Origin of the sequence: Myxococcus sp. CA039A, assembly GCF_013336645.1 — a bacterium.
Lineage (GTDB): Bacteria > Myxococcota > Myxococcia > Myxococcales > Myxococcaceae > Myxococcus > Myxococcus llanfairpwllgwyngyllgogerychwyrndrobwllllantysiliogogogochensis.
Genome location: NZ_JABUMQ010000144.1, coordinates 1 through 26,302, shown reverse-complemented (window position 1 = coordinate 26,302; position 26,302 = coordinate 1). Strand labels below are relative to the sequence as shown.

Annotated in this window: 18 protein-coding genes and 1 pseudogene; 6 read left to right on the top strand and 13 right to left on the bottom strand. The window is 69.0% G+C overall.

Annotated features, from left to right (window positions below):
* Positions 1-537, top strand: a pseudogene (locus HR086_RS23770) (hypothetical protein); the annotation flags it as partial.
* A gap of 9 nt (positions 538-546) precedes the next feature.
* Here HR086_RS23770 and HR086_RS23765 read toward each other — a convergent pair.
* From HR086_RS23765 to HR086_RS23755, 3 genes are all read right to left on the bottom strand, one after another.
* Positions 547-1,446, bottom strand: coding sequence for a WG repeat-containing protein (locus HR086_RS23765; RefSeq protein ID WP_373564352.1), 900 nt, complete (start codon positions 1,444-1,446; stop codon positions 547-549).
* Positions 1,447-1,485: 39 nt separating this feature from the next.
* Positions 1,486-3,600 (bottom strand): endo-1,3-alpha-glucanase family glycosylhydrolase, encoded by a 2,115-nt coding sequence (locus HR086_RS23760; RefSeq protein WP_141643671.1) that lies wholly within the window; start codon positions 3,598-3,600, stop codon positions 1,486-1,488.
* 168 nt (positions 3,601-3,768) lie between these two features.
* Positions 3,769-4,380 carry a hypothetical protein gene (locus HR086_RS23755; protein ID WP_174456451.1) on the bottom strand — a complete coding sequence of 204 codons (612 nt, stop codon included), beginning with the start codon at positions 4,378-4,380 and terminating at the stop codon, positions 3,769-3,771.
* A 129-nt stretch (positions 4,381-4,509) separates the two neighbouring features.
* Between HR086_RS23755 and HR086_RS23750 the strand changes: the two genes are divergently transcribed.
* Positions 4,510-5,565, top strand: a complete 1,056-nt coding sequence (locus HR086_RS23750) for a hypothetical protein (protein WP_174466737.1) — start codon at positions 4,510-4,512, stop codon at positions 5,563-5,565.
* On the opposite strand, the gene HR086_RS23745 is transcribed toward HR086_RS23750, so the two are convergent.
* From HR086_RS23745 to HR086_RS23735, 3 genes are all read right to left on the bottom strand, one after another.
* Positions 5,555-7,252, bottom strand: a complete 1,698-nt coding sequence (locus HR086_RS23745; protein WP_174466736.1) for a dihydroxyacetone kinase family protein — start codon at positions 7,250-7,252, stop codon at positions 5,555-5,557. The genes HR086_RS23750 and HR086_RS23745 overlap by 11 nt on opposite strands.
* Positions 7,253-7,752: 500 nt before the next feature.
* Positions 7,753-10,458 (bottom strand): MYXO-CTERM sorting domain-containing protein, encoded by a 2,706-nt coding sequence (locus HR086_RS23740; RefSeq protein WP_174466735.1) that lies wholly within the window; start codon positions 10,456-10,458, stop codon positions 7,753-7,755.
* Positions 10,459-10,673: 215 nt separating this feature from the next.
* Entirely contained in the window at positions 10,674-12,245 is a 1,572-nt protein-coding gene (locus tag HR086_RS23735) for a sigma 54-interacting transcriptional regulator (protein ID WP_174466734.1), read from the bottom strand.
* A 197-nt stretch (positions 12,246-12,442) separates the two neighbouring features.
* Here HR086_RS23735 and HR086_RS23730 point away from each other — a divergent pair, with 197 nt between their 5' ends.
* Complete coding sequence (locus tag HR086_RS23730) at positions 12,443-12,853, top strand: nuclear transport factor 2 family protein (protein WP_141643676.1); 411 nt, start codon at positions 12,443-12,445, stop codon at positions 12,851-12,853.
* 119 nt (positions 12,854-12,972) lie between these two features.
* Here the strand turns inward: HR086_RS23730 and HR086_RS23725 are convergent, their stop codons facing one another.
* Both HR086_RS23725 and HR086_RS23720 read right to left on the bottom strand, forming a co-directional pair.
* Positions 12,973-14,613: a sigma 54-interacting transcriptional regulator gene (locus HR086_RS23725; protein WP_174466733.1), complete on the bottom strand. Its 1,641-nt coding sequence runs from the start codon at positions 14,611-14,613 to the stop codon at positions 12,973-12,975.
* 119 nt (positions 14,614-14,732) lie between these two features.
* Positions 14,733-17,186: a DNA polymerase domain-containing protein gene (locus tag HR086_RS23720; RefSeq protein ID WP_174462857.1), complete on the bottom strand. Its 2,454-nt coding sequence runs from the start codon at positions 17,184-17,186 to the stop codon at positions 14,733-14,735.
* A 56-nt stretch (positions 17,187-17,242) separates the two neighbouring features.
* On the opposite strand from HR086_RS23720, the gene HR086_RS23715 reads away from it, so the two are divergent.
* From HR086_RS23715 to HR086_RS23705, 3 genes are all read left to right on the top strand, one after another.
* The gene (locus tag HR086_RS23715) at positions 17,243-17,887 is read left to right on the top strand and encodes a YafY family protein (RefSeq protein WP_141643678.1); all 645 of its coding nucleotides are present in this window, start codon (positions 17,243-17,245) and stop codon (positions 17,885-17,887) included.
* Between the two features lie 146 nt (positions 17,888-18,033).
* Positions 18,034-19,710: a long-chain-fatty-acid--CoA ligase gene (locus HR086_RS23710; protein ID WP_141643679.1), complete on the top strand. Its 1,677-nt coding sequence runs from the start codon at positions 18,034-18,036 to the stop codon at positions 19,708-19,710.
* An 83-nt stretch (positions 19,711-19,793) separates the two neighbouring features.
* Positions 19,794-20,558: an MBL fold metallo-hydrolase gene (locus tag HR086_RS23705; protein WP_174466732.1), complete on the top strand. Its 765-nt coding sequence runs from the start codon at positions 19,794-19,796 to the stop codon at positions 20,556-20,558.
* Here the strand turns inward: HR086_RS23705 and HR086_RS23700 are convergent.
* From HR086_RS23700 to HR086_RS23680, 5 genes are all read right to left on the bottom strand, one after another.
* Complete coding sequence (locus HR086_RS23700) at positions 20,555-24,154, bottom strand: M1 family aminopeptidase (protein WP_174466731.1); 3,600 nt, start codon at positions 24,152-24,154, stop codon at positions 20,555-20,557. The two genes, HR086_RS23705 and HR086_RS23700, sit on opposite strands and share 4 nt — an antisense overlap.
* Before the next feature lie 9 nt (positions 24,155-24,163).
* Positions 24,164-25,039, bottom strand: a complete 876-nt coding sequence (locus HR086_RS23695; RefSeq protein WP_174456461.1) for an ABC transporter ATP-binding protein — start codon at positions 25,037-25,039, stop codon at positions 24,164-24,166.
* Positions 25,040-25,128: 89 nt separating this feature from the next.
* The gene (locus tag HR086_RS23690) at positions 25,129-25,335 is read right to left on the bottom strand and encodes a cold-shock protein (protein WP_141643682.1); all 207 of its coding nucleotides are present in this window, start codon (positions 25,333-25,335) and stop codon (positions 25,129-25,131) included.
* 199 nt (positions 25,336-25,534) lie between these two features.
* Positions 25,535-25,717 (bottom strand): hypothetical protein, encoded by a 183-nt coding sequence (locus HR086_RS23685; RefSeq protein WP_141643683.1) that lies wholly within the window; start codon positions 25,715-25,717, stop codon positions 25,535-25,537.
* 75 nt (positions 25,718-25,792) lie between these two features.
* A complete protein-coding gene (locus HR086_RS23680) occupies positions 25,793-25,999 on the bottom strand; it encodes a cold-shock protein (protein WP_141643684.1) in 207 nt (68 codons plus the stop codon).
* Positions 26,000-26,302 lie beyond the last annotated feature (303 nt).

Genomic DNA, 26,302 nt, shown 5'->3' with positions numbered 1-26,302 from the left:
TTGTGGGGGTGGGGCCTCCAGGGGACATACCTGGGGCTCGGCCCACCGCAAGGCGGTTGGTATCCGGTGTCCACGCCCGTGAAGTTGTCATTCCCGGAGTTCGGTACGCACAAGGTCGTCCACGTCTCCGCGAGCGGCCACGTCACCCACGTGATTCTGGACGACGGAACGCTGTGGGGTTGGGGCGACAGCGCGCTGGGCGAGGTGGGCAATGGAGCGATGCTGGATTTCGCCACCTACCACTCCCCGTACAACTGGGACTGGGGCAAGTACGAGAAGATGGTCTTCCGCCCCGTGCAGGTGGCCCCGGGCGTTACCTTCACGGCCCTGCACAACACCGCGCAGTCGTTCTACAACTACGCCACCGCGACGGACGGCACCATCTACTCCTGGGGCCGGAACAAGACGGGCGTGCTGGGCAACGGCGTGCGACCCACGGGTGACGTGGCCGGCCGCCCCGACAGTTGGAACGTGGCCACCGCCACGCCCGTGCCCGCGCACCTGCTGACCACGGGCACCGACACGCCGTCGAAGTAGCGCGCGTCGTCAGCCGTTCAACACCACGGCCAGCCCGTGGGAGAAGGGCTGGGCGGAAGCGAAGCGGGGTGTCACCGCCCAGCTTCCGTCCGGGCGCAGGTAGCCGAACTTGCCGTCCTGCTTCACGGCGGCCAGCCCTTCCGAGAACGTGCCATTCACCGCCTGGAAGCGGGGCTCGATGACCAGGGCCCCCTTCCGGTCGATGAAGCCATAGGCACCCTTCTGCTTCACGGGAGCAAGCCCCTCGCGAAACGCGCACTCCGTCAGGCTCGTGTCCCAGTTCGAGAAGCCAGGCTCCAGCACCCAGGCGCCGGACTCGTCCACGAAGCCGAACTTCTTGCCCTTCACGACCAGCGCCAGCCCGTCCGAGAAGCGACCCATCGTCTCGAAGTCGAAGCTGGCGAGGCACTGACCCTTGGGGTCGATGAGCCGGCTCTGCTCTGCCTTGGGGCGCTCCTTCAAGACGACGTGTGCCTTGCCGTCGAAGAAGGGCCGGGCGAGTCCACCGCCGAACCCGTCCAGCACCACCTCGCCCCTCCGGTTGATGTACGAATCGGAGCCCTTCGCCCCCGCGCGCATGACCGGCGCGAGCCCCGAGCCGAAGCGCCCCACGTTGACGTAGGTCGCCCCGGCCACGACGTACTTCGTGAAGTTCGCCTTGAACTCCACCGGCAACACGAGCTTGCCCTTCACGTCGATGAAGCCCGCGTCCGTCAGGGCCAGCCCATCGCTGAAGCCGGTGAACGCACGCTTCACGTCGAGCGTCCGTTGGCCCTTCACGTCGATGAAGGCCCAGCCGCCCTCGACGGGCATGCGAGCGTGGCCTTCGTTGAAGCTGAAGGGCGTGCCGTGGGGGCTGGGGATGACCAACTCCCCCTTCGTGTCGATGAAGCCGTAACGCGTTGTCACGGCGCGGACCCTATCCTCCGGGCCCGCGCCCGTCGACGCTCAGGGCCGCGTGCAGGAGCGTCCGCCGCCCGCGTGATACATGAGGTCCTGATAAACGGTTTGCGCGAGGATGGGCGTCTTGCTCTCCAGGCGCTGGACGGTGACACCGTTGCGCTGGAGCTCGAAGACAGGCGTGGTGCCAGGCACCAGCGCCGCCTGGAAGGCCGTCACTCCCGCGCTCGTCACATCCAGCGTGCGCACGTCGGTGCCCTGGGTGATGACCAGCCGGCCCGGCTCCTTGAGGAAGGCGAGCAGCTCCACCTGGTTGGACGCGGCGACCCCGCCCCGCAGCTTCATCACGCGCGCCGTCTGCTTCGCGGCGTTGAAGGGCGCATCCGTGCGGTGCCGGCGGTGCGTGTAATAGAGCGTGTCGCGGACGATGGTGGGCCGCTGACCCGTCTTGAACCACGTGGTGTAGTACGCAATCCAGTCCATGACGACGTAGCCGCGCTCCTGCGACGCCGTCATCCACGACTCGCCGTAGTCGGTCAGCGTCAGCAGGGTGACCCAGTCCGCGTCGCCCTCAATCGCCTTCTCGAACTGCGAGCGGAACGCGAGGCTGTTCTGCGCCTCCCAGTACACGCGGCTGCTGTTCTCGCTGTCGGTGAGCTTGTGGCGCACGTCCTCGAACGCGACGGGCGACATCCACTTCTTGCCTCGGCGGTGCGACTCCACGCTCCAGCGGCGCATGTTCTCCGCGGACTGCGCGGTGCGCTCGCCCCACGTGGAGAAGCCCGTCACCAGGGGGTTCCACTCCGCGTACTTCGTCACGTCGCCCGTGTACGACAGGAGCGGCCAGAAGGTGACCTGGATGTTCTGCGCCGCCAGTCGCGTCTTCAGCTCCGTCCACCACGCCACCGACTTGCGCTCGGGGTTGAAGGTGGCGAGGACGATGGCACCATCGAGCTTGTGCACGGACGGGTGATTGGCCACGGAGGCAATCATCGACACCAGTCCATCCGTGGTGCCCGCGGCCTCGGTGGGGAAGTCCGGACTGAGGACGATGCGGAACTCCGGGTCCACCGCCGCCGCCGCCGCGAGCATGACGGTGAGCTGGTTGTTCCGCGTGTCGGACGAGACGCGGTACGGGTGCTCGTAGAGGAAGCCGTCCATGCCGGAGGCAATCGCGCGGCGCACCTCCGTCTCGAAGTCACGCTGCCGCCACGCGCTGTCGGCCCAGGGGGCGCGGGGCAACGGCCGGTCCCTCATCAGTCCACCGATGTTGGCGTACTCGCCGTTGCGCGACTCGGGCGTCATCCAGCCCGTCCAGTAGTCCGACGCGGGCTGCGCGTTGTCGATGGAGATGGGGAAGATGGGGTAATAGAAACCGAAGACCTTCTTCGGCGCCGCGCGCAGCGCCGCCGTCGTGGGCATGTCGAACGGGTAGCACGCGGAGATGGGCGTCGGCGCGGTCGTCAGCGTGGCGCTCAGCTCCAGGTTGAAGCGCGCATCGGACGTGTTCGCCGCGGACTGGTGCAGCTCCACCGCGAGGACGTTCGTCCCCGTGCGCAGCGCCGCCACGTCGATGGCCTGACTCATCCACGTCTGCTCTTCCGCGGGCAACGAGACGGTGGCGGGCGCCAGCGTGCGGTAGCCCACCGTTCCGGCGGGCAGGTTGCTGCGGAAGACCTCCGTGCCGTTCAGGTAGACGATGGCCCCGTCATCCCGCTGCAGCCGCACCAGCAGCTCGCTGACCCGCGCCGCGTCCGCGACGGTGAAGGCGTGCCGGAAGTACGTGGTGATGTGCTTGTTCGTCGCGTTGGAGCCGTAGGAGACCGCCGTGGACAGGTCCGTCTCCGCGTAGCCCAGCGGCGAAGCACCCGCGGGCCAGGCCGCGTCGGAGAAGCCCGTCGCCGACCACGTCGTGCCCAGGTCCACGCCCGTGTCCAGGTAGCGCCACGACGCGCCCGTCGCGACGAGCACCGTCGCGAGTGAAGGCGCGGCGGCGGCGGCCAGGTCCGCGTCCGGCGTCGTGGGGAGCGCGCCCACTTCGGGGGCGCCGTCTCCAGAGGGAAGCGACTCGTCAGGAGCGCCTCCCGCGCAGGACATCGACAGCAGGGGCGCTAGCAGGAACGCGGCAAGCCGCGCCCTCGGAAAATCCATCGGGATGCGCATCGATCGACCTCGAGAGGCCCTTCGCCCGGGGGGACGAAGAGAGGGGGGTTATCCCCGAGACACAGGAGGTCTCCGGATGGCGCAGACAATCCGGATGTCTTTCTCGTTTTACCTGTAAGTCCTTGAGCCGAGCGGACCGTTGGAGCGAGGCCCTGGCCGGGGCTCACGTCACGGCAGCAGCTCTTCCTTCTTCAGGAGTTTCTTCGCGAGCGTGGTGTAGGACCACTCGCCCTCCTCATCCACCAGCCCCTTGTGGAGCAGCTTGCCCAGCTTGGGACCGATTTCGCTGGAATGGCCCACGAGGTGCTGCGGCGCGCGCACCTTGTCGATGGCGTCCTCGCGGTCATCCGAGACGACGAGCCGGGCGGACAGCGTGTCCGCGTAGGCGGAGTAGTCGCTGTAGTAGGTCCACGCCACACCCTGGAGGGCGAAGTCGCCCAGCACGACAATCTCTCCGTGGAAGAGGAGGTTGTTCGCCTTGAGCGAGCCTCCGACGAAAAGCAGCGAGTAGTCGAAGCCCTCGTGGATGATGTTGCCCTCCACCACCAGGTCTCCCGCGACGAGCAGGCGGCCCTGGTCCTCGATGATGAGGTTGCCCTTCACGGTGACGCTCTTCGCGTCGAGAAGCTGGTCCTGTCCCTCGGAGATCCTCAGGTCCGTGGCAACCTGCTTCACTTCGGCCGAGGGCGACAGCTTCGCCTTGAGCGAGGCCCGCTTGGCGGCCGAGCCAGCGTGAGCGTGGAGCGAGGGTTCCTGGAGCAACTTTTCGAAGAGCGTCATGCTTCCAGGCTAGGAGTCCGCCCGGCTCCTGACGAGTGGAATGTCCTGGCCGAACCTCCATGAGAAGCCTTGGCCGCTCGGCTCCGGGTATACTGGGAGCTTCGGCCGGGAAAACGGTGTGAGGTCTGCGTGGCATTGACCAAGACTGTCCGGTGGGTTTCGACGCTCTGGAGCGCGGGTGCTCGGGGCGTGGCCGCCCAGGGAGCGCTGCTCGCCTGCGCGCTGCTCTTCGCCCAGACGGCGGGTGCGCAGACGACGGAGGACCGGGCCTACGTTGGCGTCACCTTCGCGCGCGGCACCGAGATTGGCTCACAAGGCGGCAGACTGGATGAGCGCAAGCAGTTGGAGCTGCGCCTCCCTCTCCCGCCCGTGTTCCTGGGCCGCACGGTGCTCGTGCCCTCCTTCGGCTACGAGACGCGCTTCATGGGGCTGGAGCAGCACGGCCCGCTCGCGGACGTCGCCGAGGAGAAGCTGGGAAGACAGTTCCATCGCTTCCAGCTCGGACTCACGCTGATTCGTCCGCTCACACCCCGGTGGATGCTGGTGACAGGCGCGGTGGCGAACACGCGCACGGACTTCAAGAGTTCCTTCGACTTCGGGCTGGACACCTCGTGGGCGGGCTTCGCCATGGCGAACTACCTGATTGGAGGAGACCCGGACGTGCGGCTGACGTTCGGGCTGGTGGCGCTGTATCCGTTCGACGCCACGCCCGTCGTCCCCATGATTGCCTTCGCGTACCGCAAGGGGCCGTACATCCTGGAGGTGGGCCTGCCGCGGCTCGCCATGTTGTACAAGGTGGGCGACGGGCTGGAGCTGGGCATCACCGGCATGTTCGATCAGCAGGTCTTCCGTTCTCGCATCCCGTATGACGAGCAGGGCCCCAAGCCGCACTACATCCGGGAGACGGCACTGCGCTTCGGCCCCACGGTGAATGCGCGCCTGGGCACTGGAAACCTCTGGGTCAGCTCGTCCATCGGGCTCGACTTCCTGAACGACTACGCGCTGCTCGACAAGAACCGGGACCGGGTGGAGTTGGGGTTGCTCCAGTCCACGGGCCCGGCGCCCTATCTCCGGGTATCGCTCGGCTGGCGTCCTCCGCGTCGCCCCAGGGAAGCCATCCGGCCCGTCGGCGGTCCGCCGGAGCGGGCCGCGCCGCAGGGCAACTCTCCAACGCTCATCCGATGAAGGGCGTGAGCGCCTTCAACCAGACAACGACGGCGGCGGCGCCCGCATCGGGCACACCGAGCGCCCTGCTCCCCAGGTAGCTGGCGCGTCCGAGCCGAGGCTGCATGCGCGCGGTGGCCTCCGCGCCCTGCTCACCCTCGCGCACCGTCGCGGCCCAGGCCTCGGCGGTCGACCTTCCGGCCTTCAGCTCTCGCGCGAAGGCATCGGCGGCGGGCTTGAGCGCATCGAGCATGGTGCGGTCTCCGGGCCGGGCTCCGCCGAGCTGCGCCACCGCGTCGACGGCGAGGCCGAACGCGTCCGCCCAGGCGGGAGCATCGGTGGAGCCCTCGGAGAGCCGACGCGCGGCGCGCAGCAGCGCCGTGGCGTAGAACGGCCCCGAGCTTCCGCCGATGGCGCGCCGCAGGGCATCGCCGATGGACGTGAGGGCTCGCGAGGGATTCGTCCAGGAGGACTCGGGCAGGGCGCGAATCGCCGCGGCGCCGCGCGACAGACTGAGTCCCAGGTCTCCGTCTCCCGCCGCGCTGTCGAGCTCCGTGAGGCGTGTCTCGCTCGCCTCGAAGGCCGTGGCCACGGCGAGCGCGGCCTCCTTCACGCGCTCCATTCCAGGTTGACGTGCCTCCTGGCTGGGAGGTGTGAGCGGCGTGGCGGGGACGGAACGCACGGGCCGCTCGGGTGCGAGGCGGCCCTCCCCTCCCCATGCGGGCGCGGTGGTCTTCGCGTCGAGCCGGGCGAGGCGCGAGTCGTCCAGCTTCAGCACGGACAGCGAGCAGCCCGGCATCTCCAGCGCGGAGAGGAACGTCCCGGTCCAGGCCCGCTCCACTCGCAGGCCGCGCTCGCGAAGGAGCGTCAGTGCTCGACGCGTGACGATGGCCAGCTCCATCGGTGGAGTGCCACCCAGTCCGTTGACGAGCAGGGCCACCGGGGTGCGTGCTTGGAGGTTCCGGTCCTCGATGATGGTGGAGAGCAACGTGTCCACCAGCGCATCGACCTGTTGGAGTGGGACGCGTCGCACGCCCTGCTCACCGTGGATGCCCAGGCCCAGCTCGATTTCATCGTCGCCCAGCGTGAAGCCAGGACGGCCCGCCGCGGGAACGGTGCACGGGCCGAGCGCGACGCCCATGGTGCCCAGCTCCGCCGAGGCCGCCTGCGCTTCACGGAGCACGTCCTTCAGGGACAGGCCCGCAGCCGCGGCGGCGCCCGCGATTTTGTGGACGAGCACGGTGCCGGCGATGCCGCGACGTCGCGCGGGTTCGACGGTGTCACGCAGGGCGACGTCATCGGCGACCACGACGACCTCCACGGGGATGCCCTCCGCGCGGGCCAGCTCGGCGGCGAGGCCGAAGTTGAGCCGATCACCGGTGTAGTTCTTCACCACGAGGAGCGAGCCCGCGGGGCCGGACACCGCGCGGATGGCGGTGAGCACGGCGTCCGTGCTCGGTGAGGTGAACACGTCCCCGGCGACCGCCGCGTCGAGCATGCCCGCGCCCACGTAGCCCGCATGCGCCGGCTCATGCCCACTGCCGCCCCCCGAGATGACGGAGACCTTGCGCTGCCGAGGGTCGGCCGGCGTGTCGGCGCGGATGACCACCGTCTCCTCGTCGAGCAACACCTGCCCCGGAGCGAGCGCGACGAATCCCTCCAGCATCTGCCTCACGACGGCCCTGGGCTCATTGACGAGCTTCTTCACCGGTTCCTGCTCCTTGGCTGCGGCGGACGGCCTGAACGGCGGGAGTAAAGCACGGGCATACCGGCACGGCGTCGGGACGAGCGGCATGACGGGGGCGCCCGCGTCGGAAACGTCCGCCAGCCATCGCCACGCCGCATGACGCTCGCGTCCGACAGCGACGGAGGCGAGCCCCGGCAGGCAAACCCACACCCAGGGCCCTCCGCTCCACACTGAAGCCTCGGCGGCAACGACAGACCTGGTGCTCGTCACTGCATGGCACTTGCGTCCGACGGCGACGAAGGAGAGCCCTGGCACGCAAACCCACACCCAGGGCCCGCCGCTCCCACTTGAAGCCTCGGCGGAAACGAGAGGCACGGAACGCGTCACCGCATGACGCTCGCGCCCGACGCCGACGGAGGCGAAACCTTGGCATGCAAACCCACACCCAGGGCCCGCCGCTCCCACTTGAAGCCTCGGCGGAAACGGCGGACCTGGTGCGCGTCACCCACATTCGCGCTTCCTCACGCGCGTCGGCGACGCAACCACAGCGCGAGCCCCATGAGCCCCATCAACGTGATGGCGCCCGTTCCCCCACGCGTGCCGCAACCGCCGCAGCCCTGCTCCGCCTCGGCGTCCGCGCCCAGCGCCTTGAACGGTTCCGCGTCCCCCATGCCCGTAGCGTCAAGACACCCTGGCCCCGAGCCCGCGTCCGTCGGTCCCGTTCCACCATCCGTCCCGCCGCCCGTCGCGCCTCCCACCTGCCACGCCAGGAGCTGGCCCGGGTACAGATTGAGGTTCGCACCGGACACGATGCCTCGGCTCACCCGGTCCACGATGGGCTGCGTCTCCCCGGGCAGCGTGATGGTCACGCCCTGCTTCGACTGCATCGACGTGTTCACCACCGCGTAGAAGTTGCCCTGCGCCGAGACCATCTTCCGCACAACGACCTCCGCGTCCGACGCCGCGCCGGCCACCACGGTGCTCGGCAGCGCGGGCAGCGCGAGATACGCCGCATGGAAGGCCCGCGTGTACTCGGGGAAGCCACGGCTGATGGACGAGGCTTCGAGATATCCCAGCAGCGTCGGGTCCCCGTTGGCCACCGCGCGCGCCTCGGCCAGCATGGAGTACGGCCCCTGCCGGTCCACCGACATGGAGAGGTAACCCCACAAGCCCCCCATCGGCCAGTTGCCATAGCGCTCGTCCGCCGTGTCCTTGGCGTAGTCGCCCTTGCCGTCGTCCTCGTTCAGCGGGAAGTGGTGCACCATCGCCAGACCGGACGCGGTGCGGAAGCGGTTGAGCAGAGCGCTGTCCGCCACGCTGTAGAGGCGATTGAACGGATACGTCAGGTAGACGCCCTCCGACGTCTTGTAGCGGTCAGGGTCCGCTGGCGGGAAGCTGTTGAAGGGCTCGCCCCAGCTGCGGTTCAGGTGCTCGGTGGGCGGCAGCTCGTCCGAGGTGAGGGCCTTGCGATACGTGCCGTCCTGGAGGAACGCGGCGGGCTCGGTGGGGGGATAGCGGTACTGACAGCAGCGGTCCGTGGTGTCACCCGGCGCGCAGCACCCCTGGTTGTCGATGACGGACCAGGCGACCGGATCGTCCGTGACGGTAACCGCCATGTCCGGCAGGTCCTCCGGCGTGGGCAGCCCCTCTTCCGGATACGGCGTGAAGAGGACCTGCGCATTCGCCACGCCGTTCTGCCGGAGATAGTCGCGGATGGCCTCCAGGAAGGCGCGCCGCTTGCCGAACCACCACGCGTAGTATTGCGCCCGCAGCGTGACGTTCGTCTGGAGCATGGGGCGCGACACGCTCTGACCCGTGTCGCTCGAGAACCGGCCCAGCGCCTCCGGCGCGAAGCTCACCGGCAGGTCCGTGGGGCGCGTGCGGAACCACGCACCCAGGAAGTTCACCTGGCTCTTGAAATGGAGCACCGTGGCGTCCATCAACTTCTTCACGTCCGCCAGCGCATCCGGGTCCGACACATCCACGCAGTTGTCGTCCGCCCAGAAGATGGGCGAGTAGATGTCCCCGTCCCGGTCGAACAGCGGCTTGCACCGGCGCTGCTCACCCAGCGGCTTGAGCCCACACACCGGCGGCTGCTGCCAGGGCTCGATGCAGGTGTGCCACTTGGAGATCGACTTGCAATCAGAGTCCTGCACGCACGACGTGCTCGTGTAGACGCGCTCACCGGAGATGGCACCGGTGTATTCGTAGTACGGCAGCACGGAGAACCCGTTGGCCGCCGCGCGAGACACCGCCGTGGCCCACAGCGTCGGGTCCCTGGGCTGCACGTACCACGGTGGCGCGGAGAACGAGTCCGCGTCCCAACCCTCCGTGTAGCCGAACTCCATCAGGTCGTGCCCGTACGTGTCGATGCCGAGGAACTTCGCCTGCTTCATGCGGTAGTCGAACCACGTGCCGGGCGAGGTCGCGGGCTGACAGTCCGTCTCCGCGCCCTGCGCGCAGATGGCCGTGTCGTCGTTCATCTCCTCCCGCCAGAAGACATGCCTGCGAGGCAGCGGCGCGGGCGGATAGTTGATGGCCAGGTCCAGGCTCGCGGGATTCGGAACCTCGAAGAGCCGGATGCGCGAGACGGCCGTGCCCTTGTCCGTCGGTGAGCCATGGCGCGCGAAGTGCCCCACGGAGACCCAGAAGCCATTCGCCGGTCCCTCGGGGCGCCGGGTGTCCTCCACGTTGCGCTGACCGACGATGGGCGCGAAGCGGTCATGCAGGTAGAAGAACTGCCGGAACTGCTGCCACTTGCGCGACAGCGGATACTTGAGCGACTCCGGATTGGGATAGGCGTACTGCTCCCGGAAGTCTCCAATGGACGTGCCGGTGCTGATGCCCCGGAACTTGTCGGCGCCCTTGTTGGCCACCCCCATCAGCCGCGACTCGTCATCCGGGTACTCCACCACCAACAGGTAGGCACGTCCGGCCTGGAGCCCCTTGCCCGCCCCCAGCTTGTAGGAGAAGGACTTCGCCCGCGGCCCCATCGTCATCGCGCGCACCGGACGCGTCACCCCGTCCAGCGTGAGGGAGCGAATCGTCGAGGTGCTGTTGGCGCCGTGGATGACGGGATGTGGATCCGCGGGGTCTCCGCAGTTCACCTCGTCAATCAGGGGAAGCATCCCGAAGGGTGCCCCCGCGTCCACCAAGGGTTGTCCCAGGGCGGTGGAGGACAACCCCAAGACGAGCAGGCACAGCGGCAAACACGGCGCACGAAGCACGCGAGACTCCAGGAGGGGGGGCCGGAGCGGCCAGTCATCCCGGAATATCGTCAATTCAGATACAATAGTTTCCGGATGGGCGGATAATCCGGCGATTCACACCACCCTGAGTCAATTGCTACTGAGTTGAAATATTGACGCGAGGAGTCCGGGGACCACGATAATTCGTGAATCACGAAGTCTCGTGGCACAGCGTCACGAACGCGCGGTGCCGCTCAGCGGACCTTGATGCCCAGCACCTTGAGTCGGGAGGCCAGCGTCGTTGGAGCCAGGCCCAGCAACTCGGCGGCGCCACCCGGGCCGTACACCTTGCCGCCCGCCGCGGTCAGGGCCGCCTTCAGGTTGTCCTTCTCCCGGCGGCGCCACTCCCGCTCGGTGAGGAAGGAGGCGGTGCCCCCCGTCATCGGTTGGCGGCCCTCCGGAAGGGCCTGGTCCAACCGCAGCCTCCCACCGCGCGAGAGGATGACGGCGCGCTCCAGGACGTTCTCCAGCTCTCGGACGTTGCCGGGCCAGTCGTAGCGCTGGAGCGCCTGCACCTGGGCCTGACTCATCCGGGGCACGGGAACCTTGAGCCGTGCGGAGACACGTTCGAGGAAGTGCTCGGCGAGCAGCGGGACATCCTCCAGTCGCTGACGCAGCGGCGGCACCTCGATGGGGAAGACGCTCAACCGGTAGTAGAGGTCCTCGCGGAACCGACCCGCCGCCGCCTCCCCCTTCAAGTCCCGGTTGGTGGCGGCGATGATGCGCACGTCCACCTTGCGCGTGACGTCCTCACCGACGCGCTCGAACGAGCCCTCCTGGAGCACCCGCAGCAACTTGCCCTGCAGCTCCAGGGGAATCTCCCCCACCTCGTCGAGGAAGAGCGTTCCCCCGTCAGCAGCCTGGAAGCGGCCCGCCCTGTCCCGGTGCGCTCCCGTGAAGGCCCCTCGCACGTGGCCGAAGAACTCGCTTTCGAACAGCTCCCGGGGAATGGAGGCGCAGTTGACGCGGATGAGGGGCCGCTCCCGGCGAGGGCTCTGCTCGTGGATGGCACGGGCGATGAGTTCCTTGCCCACCCCCGACTCCCCGAGAATCAGCACGCTGGCCGTCGTGGCCGCCACGGGCTGAATCTGCTGAAGCACCCGCCGGAGGGCACCCCCGCGGCCCACGATTTCTCCGAAGGAGAGCGCGTCCTTCACTTCTTCCCGCAGATAGTCGCGCTCCAGCTCGAGCTGCCCTCTCAGCCGAGCCACCTCCTCGAAGGCCCGCGCGTTGGAGAGGGCCACCGCCGCATGGTCCGCGAACGCACGCAGCCACGAGAACTCCGAGCGCCCCAGCTTGCGGCGGCTGAACACGGCCAGCACCCCGAGCACTTCGCCCCGGAAGACGAGGGGCTGGGCCGCGAAGCTCTGGATGCCCTCGCGGCGCGCCCACTCCCGCCGCACCAGCCAGTCCGCATCTCCGGAGGCGCACTGGAGGAGGACGGCCTCTCCGGTCGCCCCGACCTGGCCCACCTTGCGCACGCCCAGGGGAAAGCGCCGGAAGGCTCCCTCCAGACCTGACCACGCCTCGTCGCTCTTCCGGGAGCCCCCCGCGCTCGCCGCCAGATGCAGACACCGGGAGGTGTCCGGACACTCGGCGCGCATGGGACACGTCCCACAGAGGTCACCCGGCGCGATGAGCCAGATGCGGCCCAGCGCCACATCCGGCTGCGCGGCGAGCCCCTGGACGATGCGCGCGAGCAGCAGGTCCACCGAGCGGACCTGGGCCATGGCCAGGGAGATGGACTGGAGCGCCTCGGCGTACATCGCTCCTGCTTACCCAGGCGCGCCTCGGGTCGCCACGACTTCTCGTCCACCCCGAGATTTCGTGGTGACGAGTGAAGTACGCATCCTGGTTCAGTCCGGCGTCAGCAGCGAGCGCGGCGAGGGCACGGGGGGTGCAATGGGTGGAGGCTTCACTTCCATGGGAGGCCCTGCTTCCCATCCCAAGACAGGAGCAGGACATGCCCTCCCCTCTTCGCCCGCCCTTCACGCTGGAGACGGCCCGCGCCAAGGTCCAGGCCGCCGAGAACGCGTGGAACAGCAGAGACCCCGAGCGGGTGGCGCTCGCCTACACGGAGGATTCCGAGTGGCGCAACCGCACCGAGTTCTTCCGGGGGCGCGAGGCCATCACGGACTTCCTGCGGCGCAAGTGGGCCCGGGAGCTGGACTACCGGCTGATGAAGGAGTTGTGGTGCTTCACCGAGTACCGCATCTCCGTGCGCTTCGAATACGAGTGGCACGACGCCACGGGGCAATGGTTCCGCACCCATGGCAACGAGCACTGGGAGTTCGACGCCGAGGGACTGATGCGCCGCCGCGACATGAGCGCCAACGACATCCCCATCCTCGAGGTGGAGCGGCGCTATCGCTGAGGACCGCCAGCGGGTCCACTCCTGCTCAAGGCACTGGCACGGAGGGAAGCCGCCAGTGCTGGAGGACGGCCAGCATCCTCAAGCCGAAGCAGGCCACGGCGCCCAGGCACGCCCGAACGTCAGACGCCGTCCAGGCCGAGCTCGCGGATGCGGCGCTGGAGCGCGCGGCGGGAGACCTCCAAGCGCTGCGCCATCTCATCGACGTCACCCGCGCACTCATGAAAGCACCGGGTGAGTTCCTCGGGGCTCACGTCGCCCGCGGACCTCAGGAGCGTGCTCTTCTCGATGAGCAGGTAGACGGAGGACCGGGAGATGCCCAGCCGCACCGCGGTCGCCTGGAGGTCCCACCCACTGGCGCGCAGGGTCGCCAGCAGCTCCTGCTCCCCCACGTCCGACGGCCGCCGACGGATGGACACTCCCGGCATCAAGGTCCTCCCCAAGGCATCCACGTCGGCCCAGCGCAAGGCGGGCTCTGGAAGCGCGCGTCCCCCGACGGGTGTGGTCGCGGAGTCGAGCAGCTGTTCCAGGTGCGCTTCCACGCGCAGTTGGGAGAGCCCCCGGCTCCCGATGACGAGCTGCCGGGTGACGTTGTGCAACTGCCGCACGTTGCCGGGCCACGCATAACGCAGCAGCCGCGCCACCAGGGACGCGGGCAGCCAGGGCTCGCCACGGATATCTCCCGCCATCAGTCGATGTGCCTCACCGATGACCGCCAGTTCCCGACGCGCGAAGTGGAGGAACAGGGGGCCCATGTCCTCGCGGCGCTCGCGCAAGGCGGGCACCCGCAGCTCGAAGCCCGCCAGCCGGTGCAGGAGCGGCGCCTTGAAGAGCCGCTCCGCGATGCGCGTCTCCAGGTCCGCGTCCGTCGCCGCGACGAGCCGCACGTCCACGGGCACCGGGACATGGCTTCCCACCGGATACACCTCGCCCGTCTCCAGCACGCGAAGGAGCGCCGTCTGCACTTCGGCGGGAGCCTCCCCCACTTCGTCCAGGAGCAGGGTGCCGCCATGCGCGGCGCGGAAGAAGCCTTCACGGTCCCTGCTGGCCCCCGTGTACGCGCCGCGCTGCGCGCCGAACAGCTCCGAGGCCACCAGCTCCTTGGAAAGCGCGCCCAGGTTGACGCTGACAAAGGGCCCCGAGCGACGCGGGCCGTGCTCGTGGATGGCGCGCGCCACCAGCTCCTTGCCCGTGCCCGTCTCACCTCGGATGAGCACCGGCACCTGGAGGTCCGCCACTCGCAGGATGTCGTCCCGGAGCTGCTGGAGCTGCTCGGAGGGCCCCACGAGTCCCAGGTCCCCACCGGCTCTCGGGCCCGGAACGGACGTCAGGTGCAGCAACAACACCACGCGCTCGGCGAGCACCAGGGGCACACCCGCGCCCAGCTCCGCCTGCGTCAGCTCCACGCCGCCGCTCCTGACGGTCAGGTCGCCGACTCGCACGTGGGTGCCCTGCATCGGAGACATCAGCCGGAGCCCACCGTGGGGCCGAGGCTCCAGCATCAACGGCGTGCGACTGAGGAACGGGTCGTCCAAGGGCCGCGCGCCGCTCGCGCCCGGTCGCGCGAAGTCCGGTCCGTTGCGCGACACGGACATGGGCACGCCCAGCGTCTCCATCACCTCGAGCAGCGCCCGCTCCCCCGCTCGCTGCAGGTCGGGGTGAGAGACGATGGTCAGCGTGGGCACGCGCCGACGAACCAGGGCGCTCGCTCCGGATGAGTGCCCCGCGGTCGATTCCCCCTGGTCGGCGGACTTGCGCTGCATGAAGCGACCTGGACCTCTCGTCAGCGGCTTCAATCCTACACGGCGGTCCCACGCGCCCTTCCCTCACCTGCCCAGAAGCCAACACACCCCGCCGGACGTTGGCGAGCGGGCGATTCAACCTACGGACCTCCCGGGGACTCGTCCGCCCGCGAGTCCTCCGGCGCCTCGTCTTCCGGCGGCTCCGCCACCACGGTGAGGATGGGCTTCGCGTCCGCGAGCGAGGGCGTGAAGAGGGACGGCTGGCCCGGGTCATCGAAGACGGTGGAGAAGTCGAGCGGCGTCAGCCCCCGCACCAGCCGCGCGGCGAACGTCTCCTTCAACAGCCGCACGTAGTATTCGACGTCGTAGTCGCGCGGTTCGTTCCCCGCCTCGGAGGACGTGCTCCCGATGTCGTCGGGCTCCGGCTCCGGCAACAGCCCCGCACGTCCCCCCACGGCTCGGTAGACGCGGATGTGCTCGCCGGAGCCCCAGCTCTTCCTTCCGGCCGCGAGCATGGCCTCGTAGGGCAACTCGCGCCGTCGCTCGCGCAACGTGCCGTACTGCGCGGAGTCCTTCGTCAGCCGGACGTGCGCGGCGACCTCTGTCGTGGGCACCTGTCGCCTGCGCAGCGCCATCACCGTGGAGACATACACGTCCCGAACCGCCGCGAGGTCTCCGGCCAGCAGGCAGCGCACCGCGCGACGCAGGAAGGCCTCACCGAAGGGCTCGGCGCGGCTGGAGCGGAAGGCCACACCTTTGAGCAGCAGCGTCCCGTCGTAGGCCTGGAGCGCGTAGTTCTTCGGTTCATGCGAGAGCATGGCCGCATAGCGGCCGTCGAACTCGAGCTGGACGCGCTGGGGCAACAGCGCGGCGACCTCCGCCACCACCCGGCGCTCGTCCTCCTCGCGCCAGTCCTCCGGCACCGCGAAGTACACGCCGTCCGTGTCCGCCTCCAGCAGCGTGACACCCCTGCGGGCCAGCTCGCGACACAGGAGCGCCAGAACCGCGCGCCCACGCCGCGTCACCTCGTTGGCCGCGTGCACGTCCGAGAAGCGCGTCAACCCGGAGGCCCCCAGGTAGCCATAGGCCGAGTTGACGACCAGCTTCATCGCCGCGGAGAGCGCTTCGTTCTCGTGTCGCTCGGATGAGCCCGGCGCCGCCGCGCGCGCCCGCTTCTTCGCCGCCAGTCGCTGGTCCGTCAGCCGGTCCACCATCGACAGCAACGCCCCCAGCCGGTCCCGCTTCGGGCCGATGCGGTACTCGCGCATCAGCGACGGATAGAGGCTGGCCACGTCGGCCTTCACCACGCGCCGGGCCACTCCGGTGGCGAACAGGTGGAGCGCCGCGCCGCTGTGCGACGTGCCATCTCCCTCCTCGTGCGCGGGAAGCGCCGCCCCCGCCCGCAGGTACGCCCGCACCAGCAACGGGTCCAGCACTCCCGTGGCCGCGCCCGCGTCCGCCAGTCGCTCGTAGCGGCGGGGCGCCATGCGAGCGAGCGCGAAGGCCGCCCCGCCCAACAGTCGCGCCAGTCCCTCCGCTTCCCCCACGTCGTCGCGCGCATAGCGCCGCACGCGCTCCGGGTCCGTCTGGAAGACCTCGTGCACGCGCGCGCCCGGGATGTACTCGCGCGCCGGCCCCGCGATGCCGAAGTGCCGCGCGACGGCCTTGAGCCCGTGGCCCGGCAGGTCTCGCACGGCGAAGTCGTGCCGCAGCACCGCGTCCATCGTGTCGATGAACTCGCGTCCGGGCACCGTGAAGCGCGCGCGCCGCATCGGGTCCGCGCTGCGCTCCGCGCCGCGTCCCAGCGCCGAGCCTCGCGCGGACGGCCGGTGCCGCAACCCGGGGCCTCCCGCGCGGCCCAGGGGCAGGGAGACGTTGAGCAGCTTCGCGCGCCGCGCGACGAACGGCAGGTCGAAGCCGTGCAGGTTGTGGTTCTCGATGACGTCCGGGTCCAGCACGCGCACCCGCTCGACGAAGCGGCGCAGCAGGTCCGCCTCCGCCGCGTCACCTTCACCGTGCGCCTCCAGCACCTCCGGCTCGCCTTGAGGCCCGCGCAGCGCGATGAGGAAGATGCGGTCCCGGCCCGGGTCCAACCCCGTGGTCTCCAGGTCGAACTGGAGCCGATGCAGCTCGTCGAAGCCCAGCCCCCGGAAGTACGTGCGCCCGGAGGCCGTGAGGTACTGCTCCTCCGGAGGCAGCGACAGCACCGTGCCCGGGCTCAAGTCGCGCAGATTCGAATACGGGCGCCCCAGCCGCCGCGACACGCCTTGCAGCACGTCCGACGCCAGCGCGCGCCCATCCTCCGCGCGGATGAGGAAGCGCAGCGCCCCCGGCCCCGACAACTCCTGGAACGTCACCCGGCCCGGAACGTAACCCTCGCGCTCCGGCTTGAGCCGCGCGCCCAGGTGGTCCAGGTCCTCCAGCGTGGAGAGCACCAGCCAGGGCCGGAAGCGCACGTCCTCGCGCACCAGCTCCCCCGTCCCCGGAATCCGCCGCCATATGGACGCGCGGCCGTCGGGCTCCGCCCACACCGAGACGATGCCCGGTGTCGCGTCCCAACCCCACAGCCACTCGTCCTCCACCATGCCGCTCATCATGCCCCACAGCTTGCCGCCCACGGTTGTCAGCGGTATGTCAGGTATCACCCCGCATGCAACGCACCGAGCGACTCTTCGCCCTCGCTGAGTACCTCAGAGGCCGCCGCACCGGCGTGACGGCGGAGACGCTGGCGGAGCGCTTCGGCGTCACGGTGCGCACCATCTACCGCGACCTCGACACCTTGCGCGCCGCGTCAATGCCGGTGGCCGCGGAGCGTGGGCGGGGTGGCGGCTACGCGTTGGACCGCAGCTACAGCCTACCGCCGGTGAACTTCACGGCGCGGGAGGCGGCGCTGCTGGTGGCGCTGGGGCGCTTCGCCATCGACATGCGGCTGTTGCCCTTCACGGGGACGCTGGAGTCGGCGCTGGACAAGGTGCGGGCGGCCCTCTCCACGTCGGCGCAGCGCGAGCTGCTCGACAGGCTCAAGGAGCTGTCCTTCCTCGGAGTGCCGTCGCTGCCGAGCAAGGCGTCCGTCCGAGCGGCGATTGAGCGCGCCTGGTTCGAGCAACAGCCCCTGCGCATCACCTACGTGGACGGCAACTTCCTGGAAACCACGCGAGAGGTGCGAATCGTCTCGGTGGTGATGGACCGGCACGAGACTCGCCTGGACGCACTCGACGTGAGGAGCGGCGAGCGCAGGCACTACCGGGTGGACCGCATCGTCCAGGCCGAAGTCACGCGCGCCTTCGGGACCTGACCGACGCCCGTCTCGCGCGGTCATGCCGCAGCGCATCAAAGGCAGACACCCAACAACCGCCGACCCGGGGGCCGGTCGTGCGCGCAATCGGGATAGCATCCGCGTCCCCGAACCCATCAACGACACGCGCCTTGGAGGCGAGCCCGATGGAGAAGCCCTGGTTGAAGCACTACCCGCCTGGAGTTCCGGCGGAAATCGATGACCGGCAGTACCCGACGCTGACGCACCTGCTGGAAGAATCGTTCACCAAGTACGCGGACCGGCCCGCCTTCAAGTGCATGGGCAAGTTCATCACGTACCGGGAGCTGGACGCGTTGTCGCGGCGCGTGGGCGCGTGGCTCCAATCCCGGGGCCTGGAGAAGGGCGCCACCGTCGCCATCATGATGCCCAACGTGTTGCAGTATCCCGTGTGCATCGCCGCGATTCTGCGCGCCGGCTACATCGTGGTGAACATCAACCCGCTCTACACGCCGCGCGAGTTGGAGTACCAGCTGAAGGACAGCGGCGCCCAGGCCATCTTCATCCTGGAGAACTTCGCCGTCACGCTGCAGCAGGTGCTGGACAAGACGCCAGTGCGGCACGTCGTCGTCGCGACGATGGGCGACCTGTTGGGCGGCTTCAAGGGCACGCTGGTCAACTTCGTGGTCCGCAAGGTCAAGAAGATGGTGCCCGCGTTCCAGCTTCCGCGCGCCACCAGCTTCAAGCAGGTGCTGGCCGAGGGAGGCACGCGCACGCTCACCCCCGCCACCACCACGCGCGATGACATCGCGTTCCTGCAGTACACGGGTGGCACGACGGGTGTGTCGAAGGGCGCGATGCTGCTGCACCGCAACGTCATCGCCAACCTGTTGCAGGTGGAGGCGTGGCTCCAGCCCGCGATGAAGGGCCGGAACATCGAGCAGGCGAACATCATCTGCGCGCTGCCGATGTACCACATCTTCGCGCTCACCGTGTGCGGCCTGATGGGCATGCGCATGGGCGCGATGAACGTGCTCATCCCCAACCCGCGCGACATCCCGGCGTTCATCAAGACGCTGTCGGAGCAGCCGTTCCACATCCTCCCGGCGGTGAACACGCTCTACAACGCGTTGGTCAACCACCCGGACTTCAGCAAGCTCGACTTCTCCCACCTGATGGTCTCCAACGGCGGAGGCATGGCGGTGCAGAAGGCGGTGGCGGACAAGTGGTTCGCCGCCACGCGCGTGCCGCTCATCGAGGGCTACGGCCTGTCGGAGACGTCTCCGGTGGCCACCAGCAACACGCCCATCGCCACGGAGTACTCGGGCACCATCGGCCTGCCGGTTCCCGGCACGGAGATCGCCATCCGCGACGAGGACGGCAACGACGTTCCGATGGGAGAGTCGGGCGAAATCTGTATCCGCGGGCCGCAGGTCATGGCCGGCTACTGGAACCGTCCGGACGAGACGGAGAAGGTGATGTTCGCCGACGGCTTCTTCCGCTCCGGCGACATCGGCATCATGGACGAGCGCGGCCACACCCGCATCGTGGACCGCAAGAAGGACATGATTCTGGTGTCCGGCTTCAACGTGTACCCGAACGAAGTCGAGGGCGTGGTGGCGATGCACCCCGGCGTGCTGGAAGTGGCGGCCGTGGGCATCCCCGACGAGCACTCGGGCGAGGTCGTGAAGCTCTTCGTCGTGAAGAAGGACCCGTCGCTCACGGAGGCCCAGTTGATGGACTTCTGCCGTGAGCAGCTCACCGGCTACAAGCGTCCCAAGCACATCGAGTTCCGCACGGAGCTGCCGAAGACGAACGTCGGCAAGATTCTGCGGCGCGAGCTGCGCGAGAAGAAGGTCGCCTGAGTTCCAGGTGACGTCACGTCGGCCGGAGCGGCATCCTCGCCGCTCCGGTCGTCGCCGCACGCGGGTTTCGGGCATCATGGGCCATGCCCTTCGCCGCGACCCACATCAGCACCGCGACGCTGCTCCTCGAAATCGGTCCGCTCCGCATCCTCACGGACCCGGTCTTCGACGCGCCGGGGCGCAAGTACAGCTTCGGCTGGGGAACGAGTTCGCGGCGCCTGGACACCTCCGCGCTGCCCGTGGAGAAGCTGGGGAAGTTGGACGCGGTGCTCATCAGCCATGACCAGCACGCGGACAACCTGGATGACGCGGGCCGGGCGCTGCTTCCGCGCGCGGCCCAGGTGGTGACAACGCACGCGGCGGCGCGGCGACTCCAGCACGCGAACCTCACGGGCCTCAAGCCCTTCGAGTCCACGCGCGTGGGAGACCTGCGTGTCACGGCGACACCCGCGCGCCACGGGCCTCCGGGCTCGCTGCCCATCGTCGGCCACGTGGTGGGCTTCGTGCTGGAGGCGGACGCGCTGCCCGGCCCCGTCTACATCTCTGGGGACACCGTGTGGTTCGACGGCGTCGCGGAGGTGGCCCGGCGGTTCCGCGTCCACACCGCCTTCCTGCACCTGGGCAGCGTGGGCTTCTCCCTCACCGGCCCGCTTCGCTACACCTTCGACGCGAAGGAGGCCGTCATCGCGGCGAACGCCCTGAACGCCCCGCGCATCATCCCCGTGCACTACTCCGGTTGGAGCCACTTCCGGCAGAAGCCCGAGCAGGCACGCCAGGCGTTCTCCGAGGCGGGCCTGGACGCCCGGGTGAAGTGGCTCACCCCGGGCGAGCGGACCGTGCTCGACTAACGCGACGCCGACGCCTCCGCTCGCGCCTCCAGCTTCCGGAAGTTGTCGCCGCGCTCGCGCTCGATGCGCAAGAAGAAGGGGTCCACCCCGACGTGCGTCGGGCGCTGGTCCACCACGAAGGACACCTCCGTCGAAGCGCCCTGGAAGCGGAGGCGCTCCACCTGCAGCGGGACGTCCTCTCCGGAGCCGTCTCGCGGGGACTCGCTGTAGACGGCGACGTCCAGGGCTTCGTCCAGCGGCAGGGGGACCGCCTCGCTGCCCCGGCGCGCGTGCTTGGACGTGGACACCCGGGCCGTCACCCGGAAGCGTCCATCCGCCTGCGCCTCCACCGTGGCGGACTCCACCTTCAAGTCGTACAGCACGACCTCTTTCAGCCACTGGTCGATGAGGACCTGCTGTTCGGCGGACGCCTCCGCGTGCAGCGCGTCCAGCAGGTCCAGCGTCGTCAGCGAGTTCTCACGGGCCTGCGCGTGCAGCAGGTGGCGCAGCGCCGCGTCCAGCTTCGCCTCGCCCAGCAAATCCCGCAGCGCGTTCATCACCAGCGCGCCCTTGCCATAGTAGAGGTACGACTGGCCCGTCCCCTTGTAGAGCGGCGGCTCCTGCTCCGCCTCCTCCGCGCGACCCGAGAGATAGCGGTCCCGGTCGAAGGCCAGCACGGGGAGCAGCGAGCGCTCTCCGTGCAGCCCCGCCAGCACCCGCTGCTCGGAGTACTTGGTCAGCGATTCCACCAGCATCGTCGCGCCTTCCACGGAGGCCGGGTCCAGCATGTGGCCCCACCACTGGTGGGCCACCTCGTGCGCCGTGCGCCGTGTCACCAGGTCCACCGCGTCCTCCCGCCCCATGTCGGTGAGGAAGCCCCGGTCCTCCACGAAGTAGATGACCTGACTCATCGCGAACGCGCCGAAGTCCCAGTACGAGGGAATCTCCACCACGCGCAACTGCGTGTCCGGATAGCGATGGAAACGCGCGCCAAAGTCGTCGAGCGAGCGCGTCATCGCCGTCAGGATGGCCTTCACGTTGTAGGGATGCGCGGGGTGGTAATACACCTCCACGTCGACGCCCTGGTGCCGCGTCTTCTCCACGGCATAGCGGGCCGAGACGATGGCGAACATCGGCGTCATCGGCCGGTCCACCACGTAGTGGAAGTAGCGCCGCCCACCCTCGCTCCACTCCTTGCGCAACGTCCCTGGCGCAATCGCCGTCTGGTCTTCCGCCGTGGACACCGTCACGTCGAGGGTGTGCCAGACCTGGGGCGACGGCGCGGGCGCGGCGCCACTCTCATCCAGTGGAGGCATCCTCGGAATCTCCGGCAGGCCGAGCTCCCTCCGCCGGGCCGGGTTGCCCATCTCGTACGTCCGTCGGTAGCCGAGCGTGGGGAACGCCTCCGTCTGCCGGATGAAGGAGCCGTTCTCCACCAGCGACAGCTCGAAGTCCCCCGCCCTCACGCCCCGCTCCTCCCGCGTGACGTCGAAGGACAGCTCCGACACATCTCCCGGAAGCAGCGGGGAGGTCAGCTTGAAGCGGTACATGCCGAAGCGCTCGTCGTGGGCCACCTGCTCCGCGCCTCGCAGCGCCAGCGAGACGGGCCGGGCGGTCCGAGGCACGGCGACCCACACCGTGTCGATGGGCGACAACGTCCTGTTCTCCAGCCGGTACGTCCCGGTGACGCGATAGCGGCCCTCGGCCGGGAACAGGTCCACCGCGGACTTCACGGCGACGATGCTGGGAAGCGGAAGCGCCTCGTGGATTTTGTACGTCCGCTCATAGTCGGCCTGCCACGCAAGGAACGTGTCGCGGGACTCGTAGGCATTCAGTCCATAGGTGTCGTGGAGGATGAGTCCTCCCGTGCCCACGAGCACCACGCCACAGCCCACCGCGCCGGCCAGGCCCCCGCGTCCCCACCGAGCGGCAAGCGCCTGGAACCGGGCCCCCAGTCGAGGGGCCAACCCGCGCCGCCACAGCCCCCAGGTGACCAGGGCCAGCAGTCCCGCGAAGGCGCTCCAGTACACCATGAAGGCGGTGAACGACGCGGCCATCGGGCCATGGCCATTCAGGTCGGTGTGAGTCACCTCGGGCGCCGCGCCAAAGCGCGTCAGCGGATGCTCCAGTCCCCAGCCCGCGCCCTGGCCCACGACGATGGCCAGCACCAGGCTCAGCACCATGCCCACGTAGCGATGCGGGCTCACCGTCTGGATGAACAGCACCGCCACCGCGAACAACACCAGCGGCAGCCCGGCGAAGTAGAACAGCGACAGGTAGAGGCCCGGCTCCAGGAGCTGGTGGCCGCGCGCGAGCTGGAAGAGCACCCCCAGCACCATGGGCGTCCCGGTCAGCACCCCCACCAACGCCACGAGCGCCGCGAGCTTGGACACGACGAAGACGACGCTGGAGACGGGCGTCGCGTCGAGGAGCGCGTCGAAGCGCGCCATGCGCTCCCGCCACGCCAGCTCCGCGCCAAAGTAGATGAGCACCAACGTGCCGAGCTGGGACAGCGGCGTCCAGATGCTCTCCAGCACCCGTCCCGTGGTGGGGATGCGACGCGTGCCGTACTCCCCGCGCCCCGCCCCCGTCACGATTTCCATGCCGACCATGAACAGCCACAGGGCCAGCAGCGCCAGGAACGGCCAGCTGCGCAGCAGGTGCCGCAGCTCCAGCCGCGTCGCGGAGACCAGCACGTCCCACGTCAGGCTCCCCTGGGACGACTCGACCTCGACAGGCCGGTACGTGGAGGGCGCCGTGGACGCGGACTCGCTGGAGCGCTCGTCGCGCCGGGGCTTCACCGCCGCGCTCCGGAAGGAGAAGCGCCAGTGGACCCCGCCCAGCACGCACGCCGCGACGCCGAGCCACAGGAGCCGGTTCCAGAGAAGGTTTCCCTCCAGCGAGAGCAGCCGCGTGTTGCGCTCGGCTTCCGTCCAGTAGCGCGTCTGCTCGAAGAAGGCGGACAGGCCAAACGGGTCCAACAGCGCGGCGCGAGCCATGGCCTCCGGCGTCTGCGGCGACACCCCCGCCATCAGCGGCGAGTCCGCCCACATGGCGCCGACGATGTAGAGCGCATACACGAGGACGCCGCCGACGTAGCTGGCCAGCGTGCTGCGCGACAGCGCGGAGACGGCGAACAGCAGCGACGCGGCGAACACGACATTGGGCACCACGAGCACCACGAGCGCCCACAGGTAGCTCACGACACTCAGGGGCCCCAACTGCTCGGGCGCCACCGCCACCACGAACGGCGACACCATCAACGAAAGCGTCGCCACGCCGAACACGGCGAGCGTCGCCAGCAGCGCCCCCAGGAAGCGGCCCAGCAGGTAGTCCCGCTGGGTGACGGACGTGGTGTAGAGCAGCTCCGTCATCCGGTGCTCGGCGTCGCGCTGCACGGTGTTCGCGCAGAAGATGCCCAGCACGAAGAGCGACGTGAGCGACAACAACCCCAGTGACTTCGCGACGCTGTAGGGCGAGTTGACGTGGATGCCGTCACCGCCGTAGCCCGTGGCGACGAACAGGACGCCCAGCCCGAGGAAGAACGCGGACGCGGCGAAGAAGACGGCCTGGCGCGTCTGGTAGCGCCATTCGAAGTGGAGGATGCCCCGGAGCATGGTGGGTCCCTACGCCGCGCGCCGGTGGGACAGCGTCGAGAAGTAGACGTCCTCCAGGTCCGGAGCCACCGGCTCGAAACCCTCTTCCGGGCGCGCATCCGCGAGGACATGCACGCGCGTGCGGCCCGCCTGGAGCTGCGTGGAGAGGACCGGGAACGACTCGCGATACCGCGCCACCGCCCCCTTCTCCACCGTCTTGCGCCACACCCGCCCCTCCAGGGACGCCACCAGCGCTTCGGGCGCGCCCTCGCACAGCACCCGCCCCTCGCTGAGGATGGCCATGCGCGGACACAGCTGGCGCACGTCCTCGACGATGTGCGTGGAGAGCAGCACGACGACGTGCTCCCCCACTTCCCCCAGCAGGTTGTGGAAGCGCTGGCGCTCCTCCGGGTCCAACCCCGCGGTGGGCTCGTCCACGATGAGCAGCCGGGGGCTGCCCAACAGCGCCTGGGCGATGCCGAAGCGCTGGCGCATGCCGCCGGAGAAGCCGCTCACGGCCTTCTTGCGGTGCGCATGGAGGTTCGTCAGGTGCAGCAGCGCCTGCACCTGCTCCCGGCGCTCCCTGGCGCGCGTGAGGCCCTTGAGGAGGCCCAGGTGGTTGAGCAGCTCCTCGGCGGACACGCCCGGGTACACGCCGAAGTCCTGGGGCAGATAGCCCAGGTGGCGCCGGTGGGCCTGCGGCTGGGCGAGCACGTCCAGCCCGTCGAACACCACCTGCCCCGAGTCAGGCTCCTGCAGCGTGGCGAGGATGCGCATCAGCGTGGACTTGCCGGCGCCGTTCGGCCCGAGCAGGCCGAAGAGTCCTCGTTCGATGGTCAGGTCGATGCCCTGGAGGGCTCGAACCCCATTGGGATACGACTTCGAGACAGCGGAGATTCGCAGCATGGGGAGCGCGGTGGGGCGGTAGGGATGACCGCCTTGCTACGCTCCGGCTCCCCGCGCGATTGCAGCGCCGTGGGGCGAACAGACCCGCATCAGTCGATGGGACGGACGTTCGAGGCCTGGAGTCCCTTGGGCCCCTTCTGCACGTCGAACTCCACCTTCTGCCCGTCCCTCAAGGTGCGGTGGCCATCCGTCTGAATGGAGGTGTGGTGGCAGAACACGTCCGCGCCACCGTCGTCCTGCGCGAGAAAGCCGAAGCCCTTCGCGTCGTTGAACCACTTCACGGTACCCGTCGCCATACGCGGCATCCTCCCTGTCGCGACTTTTGCGTCGCCACATGCCCGGAAAGTGGCATGGGGGACGACGCGTAGCCCGGACCCGAGGCGCCTGTCGACGGGCGACGTTCGCGACTATCCACCGGTGAGCTTTCGGCCGCCCCCCCTGGATACGACAAGGCCCACCACGGTGCTTCGTGGTGGGCCCGACTGCGGTGGGGACCTAGTACTCCACAACCGGCTGCGGACCGGGAATGATGTCCGCGATGTCCGGGTCCACTTCACCAGGCTGGCGGGGCGTCTTGTCCCCCTTGTCCTTCTTGCGCTGCTCGCGCTTGGCATCCTTTTCCTGCTGATGCTGCTTGCGCGCCTGCTCTTTCTGACGCTTCGTCGACCTTCCTTGCATGTCGCCTCCCTCCTGAAAGCAAAAGCCCGACCTCACTCAAAAGGAGACCGGGCATGAGTGCTGGAGCGGACGCGCTCAGCCGATCGGGCGGACGTTCGAGGCCTGAAGTCCCTTGGGCCCCTTCTGCACTTCGAACTCCACCTTCTGACCCTCGGCCAGGGTCCGGAAGCCGTCCGCCTGGATGGCGGTGTGGTGGCAGAACACGTCAGGGCCGCCATTATCCTGCGCGATGAAGCCAAAGCCCTTCGCGTCGTTGAACCACTTCACGGAACCAGTCGCCATATGCGTCTTCTTTCGTCTTGCGGCATTCGAGGCCGCCTTTCACCCCAAAATCTGGGGTGCCGGACTGCCTCTAGCCTGATAGGAGGCCCCTGTCATCACATCCAGGCCTCGAAAAACCAACCTACCCCAACCCCGCGCGGAACAACGCACGAGCTACCCGAACAATTCTCGTTTCAGTTTAACGGTGGGCGCTCCCACCCGCCGCATTCCGGAAGGTAAGAAGACCCGGCGAAAAGGGCGCATTCAGCCTCTGCCGGAGCCCTCCTCGGGCAGGCGGCCAACACCTCCGCGACACCCCAGCTC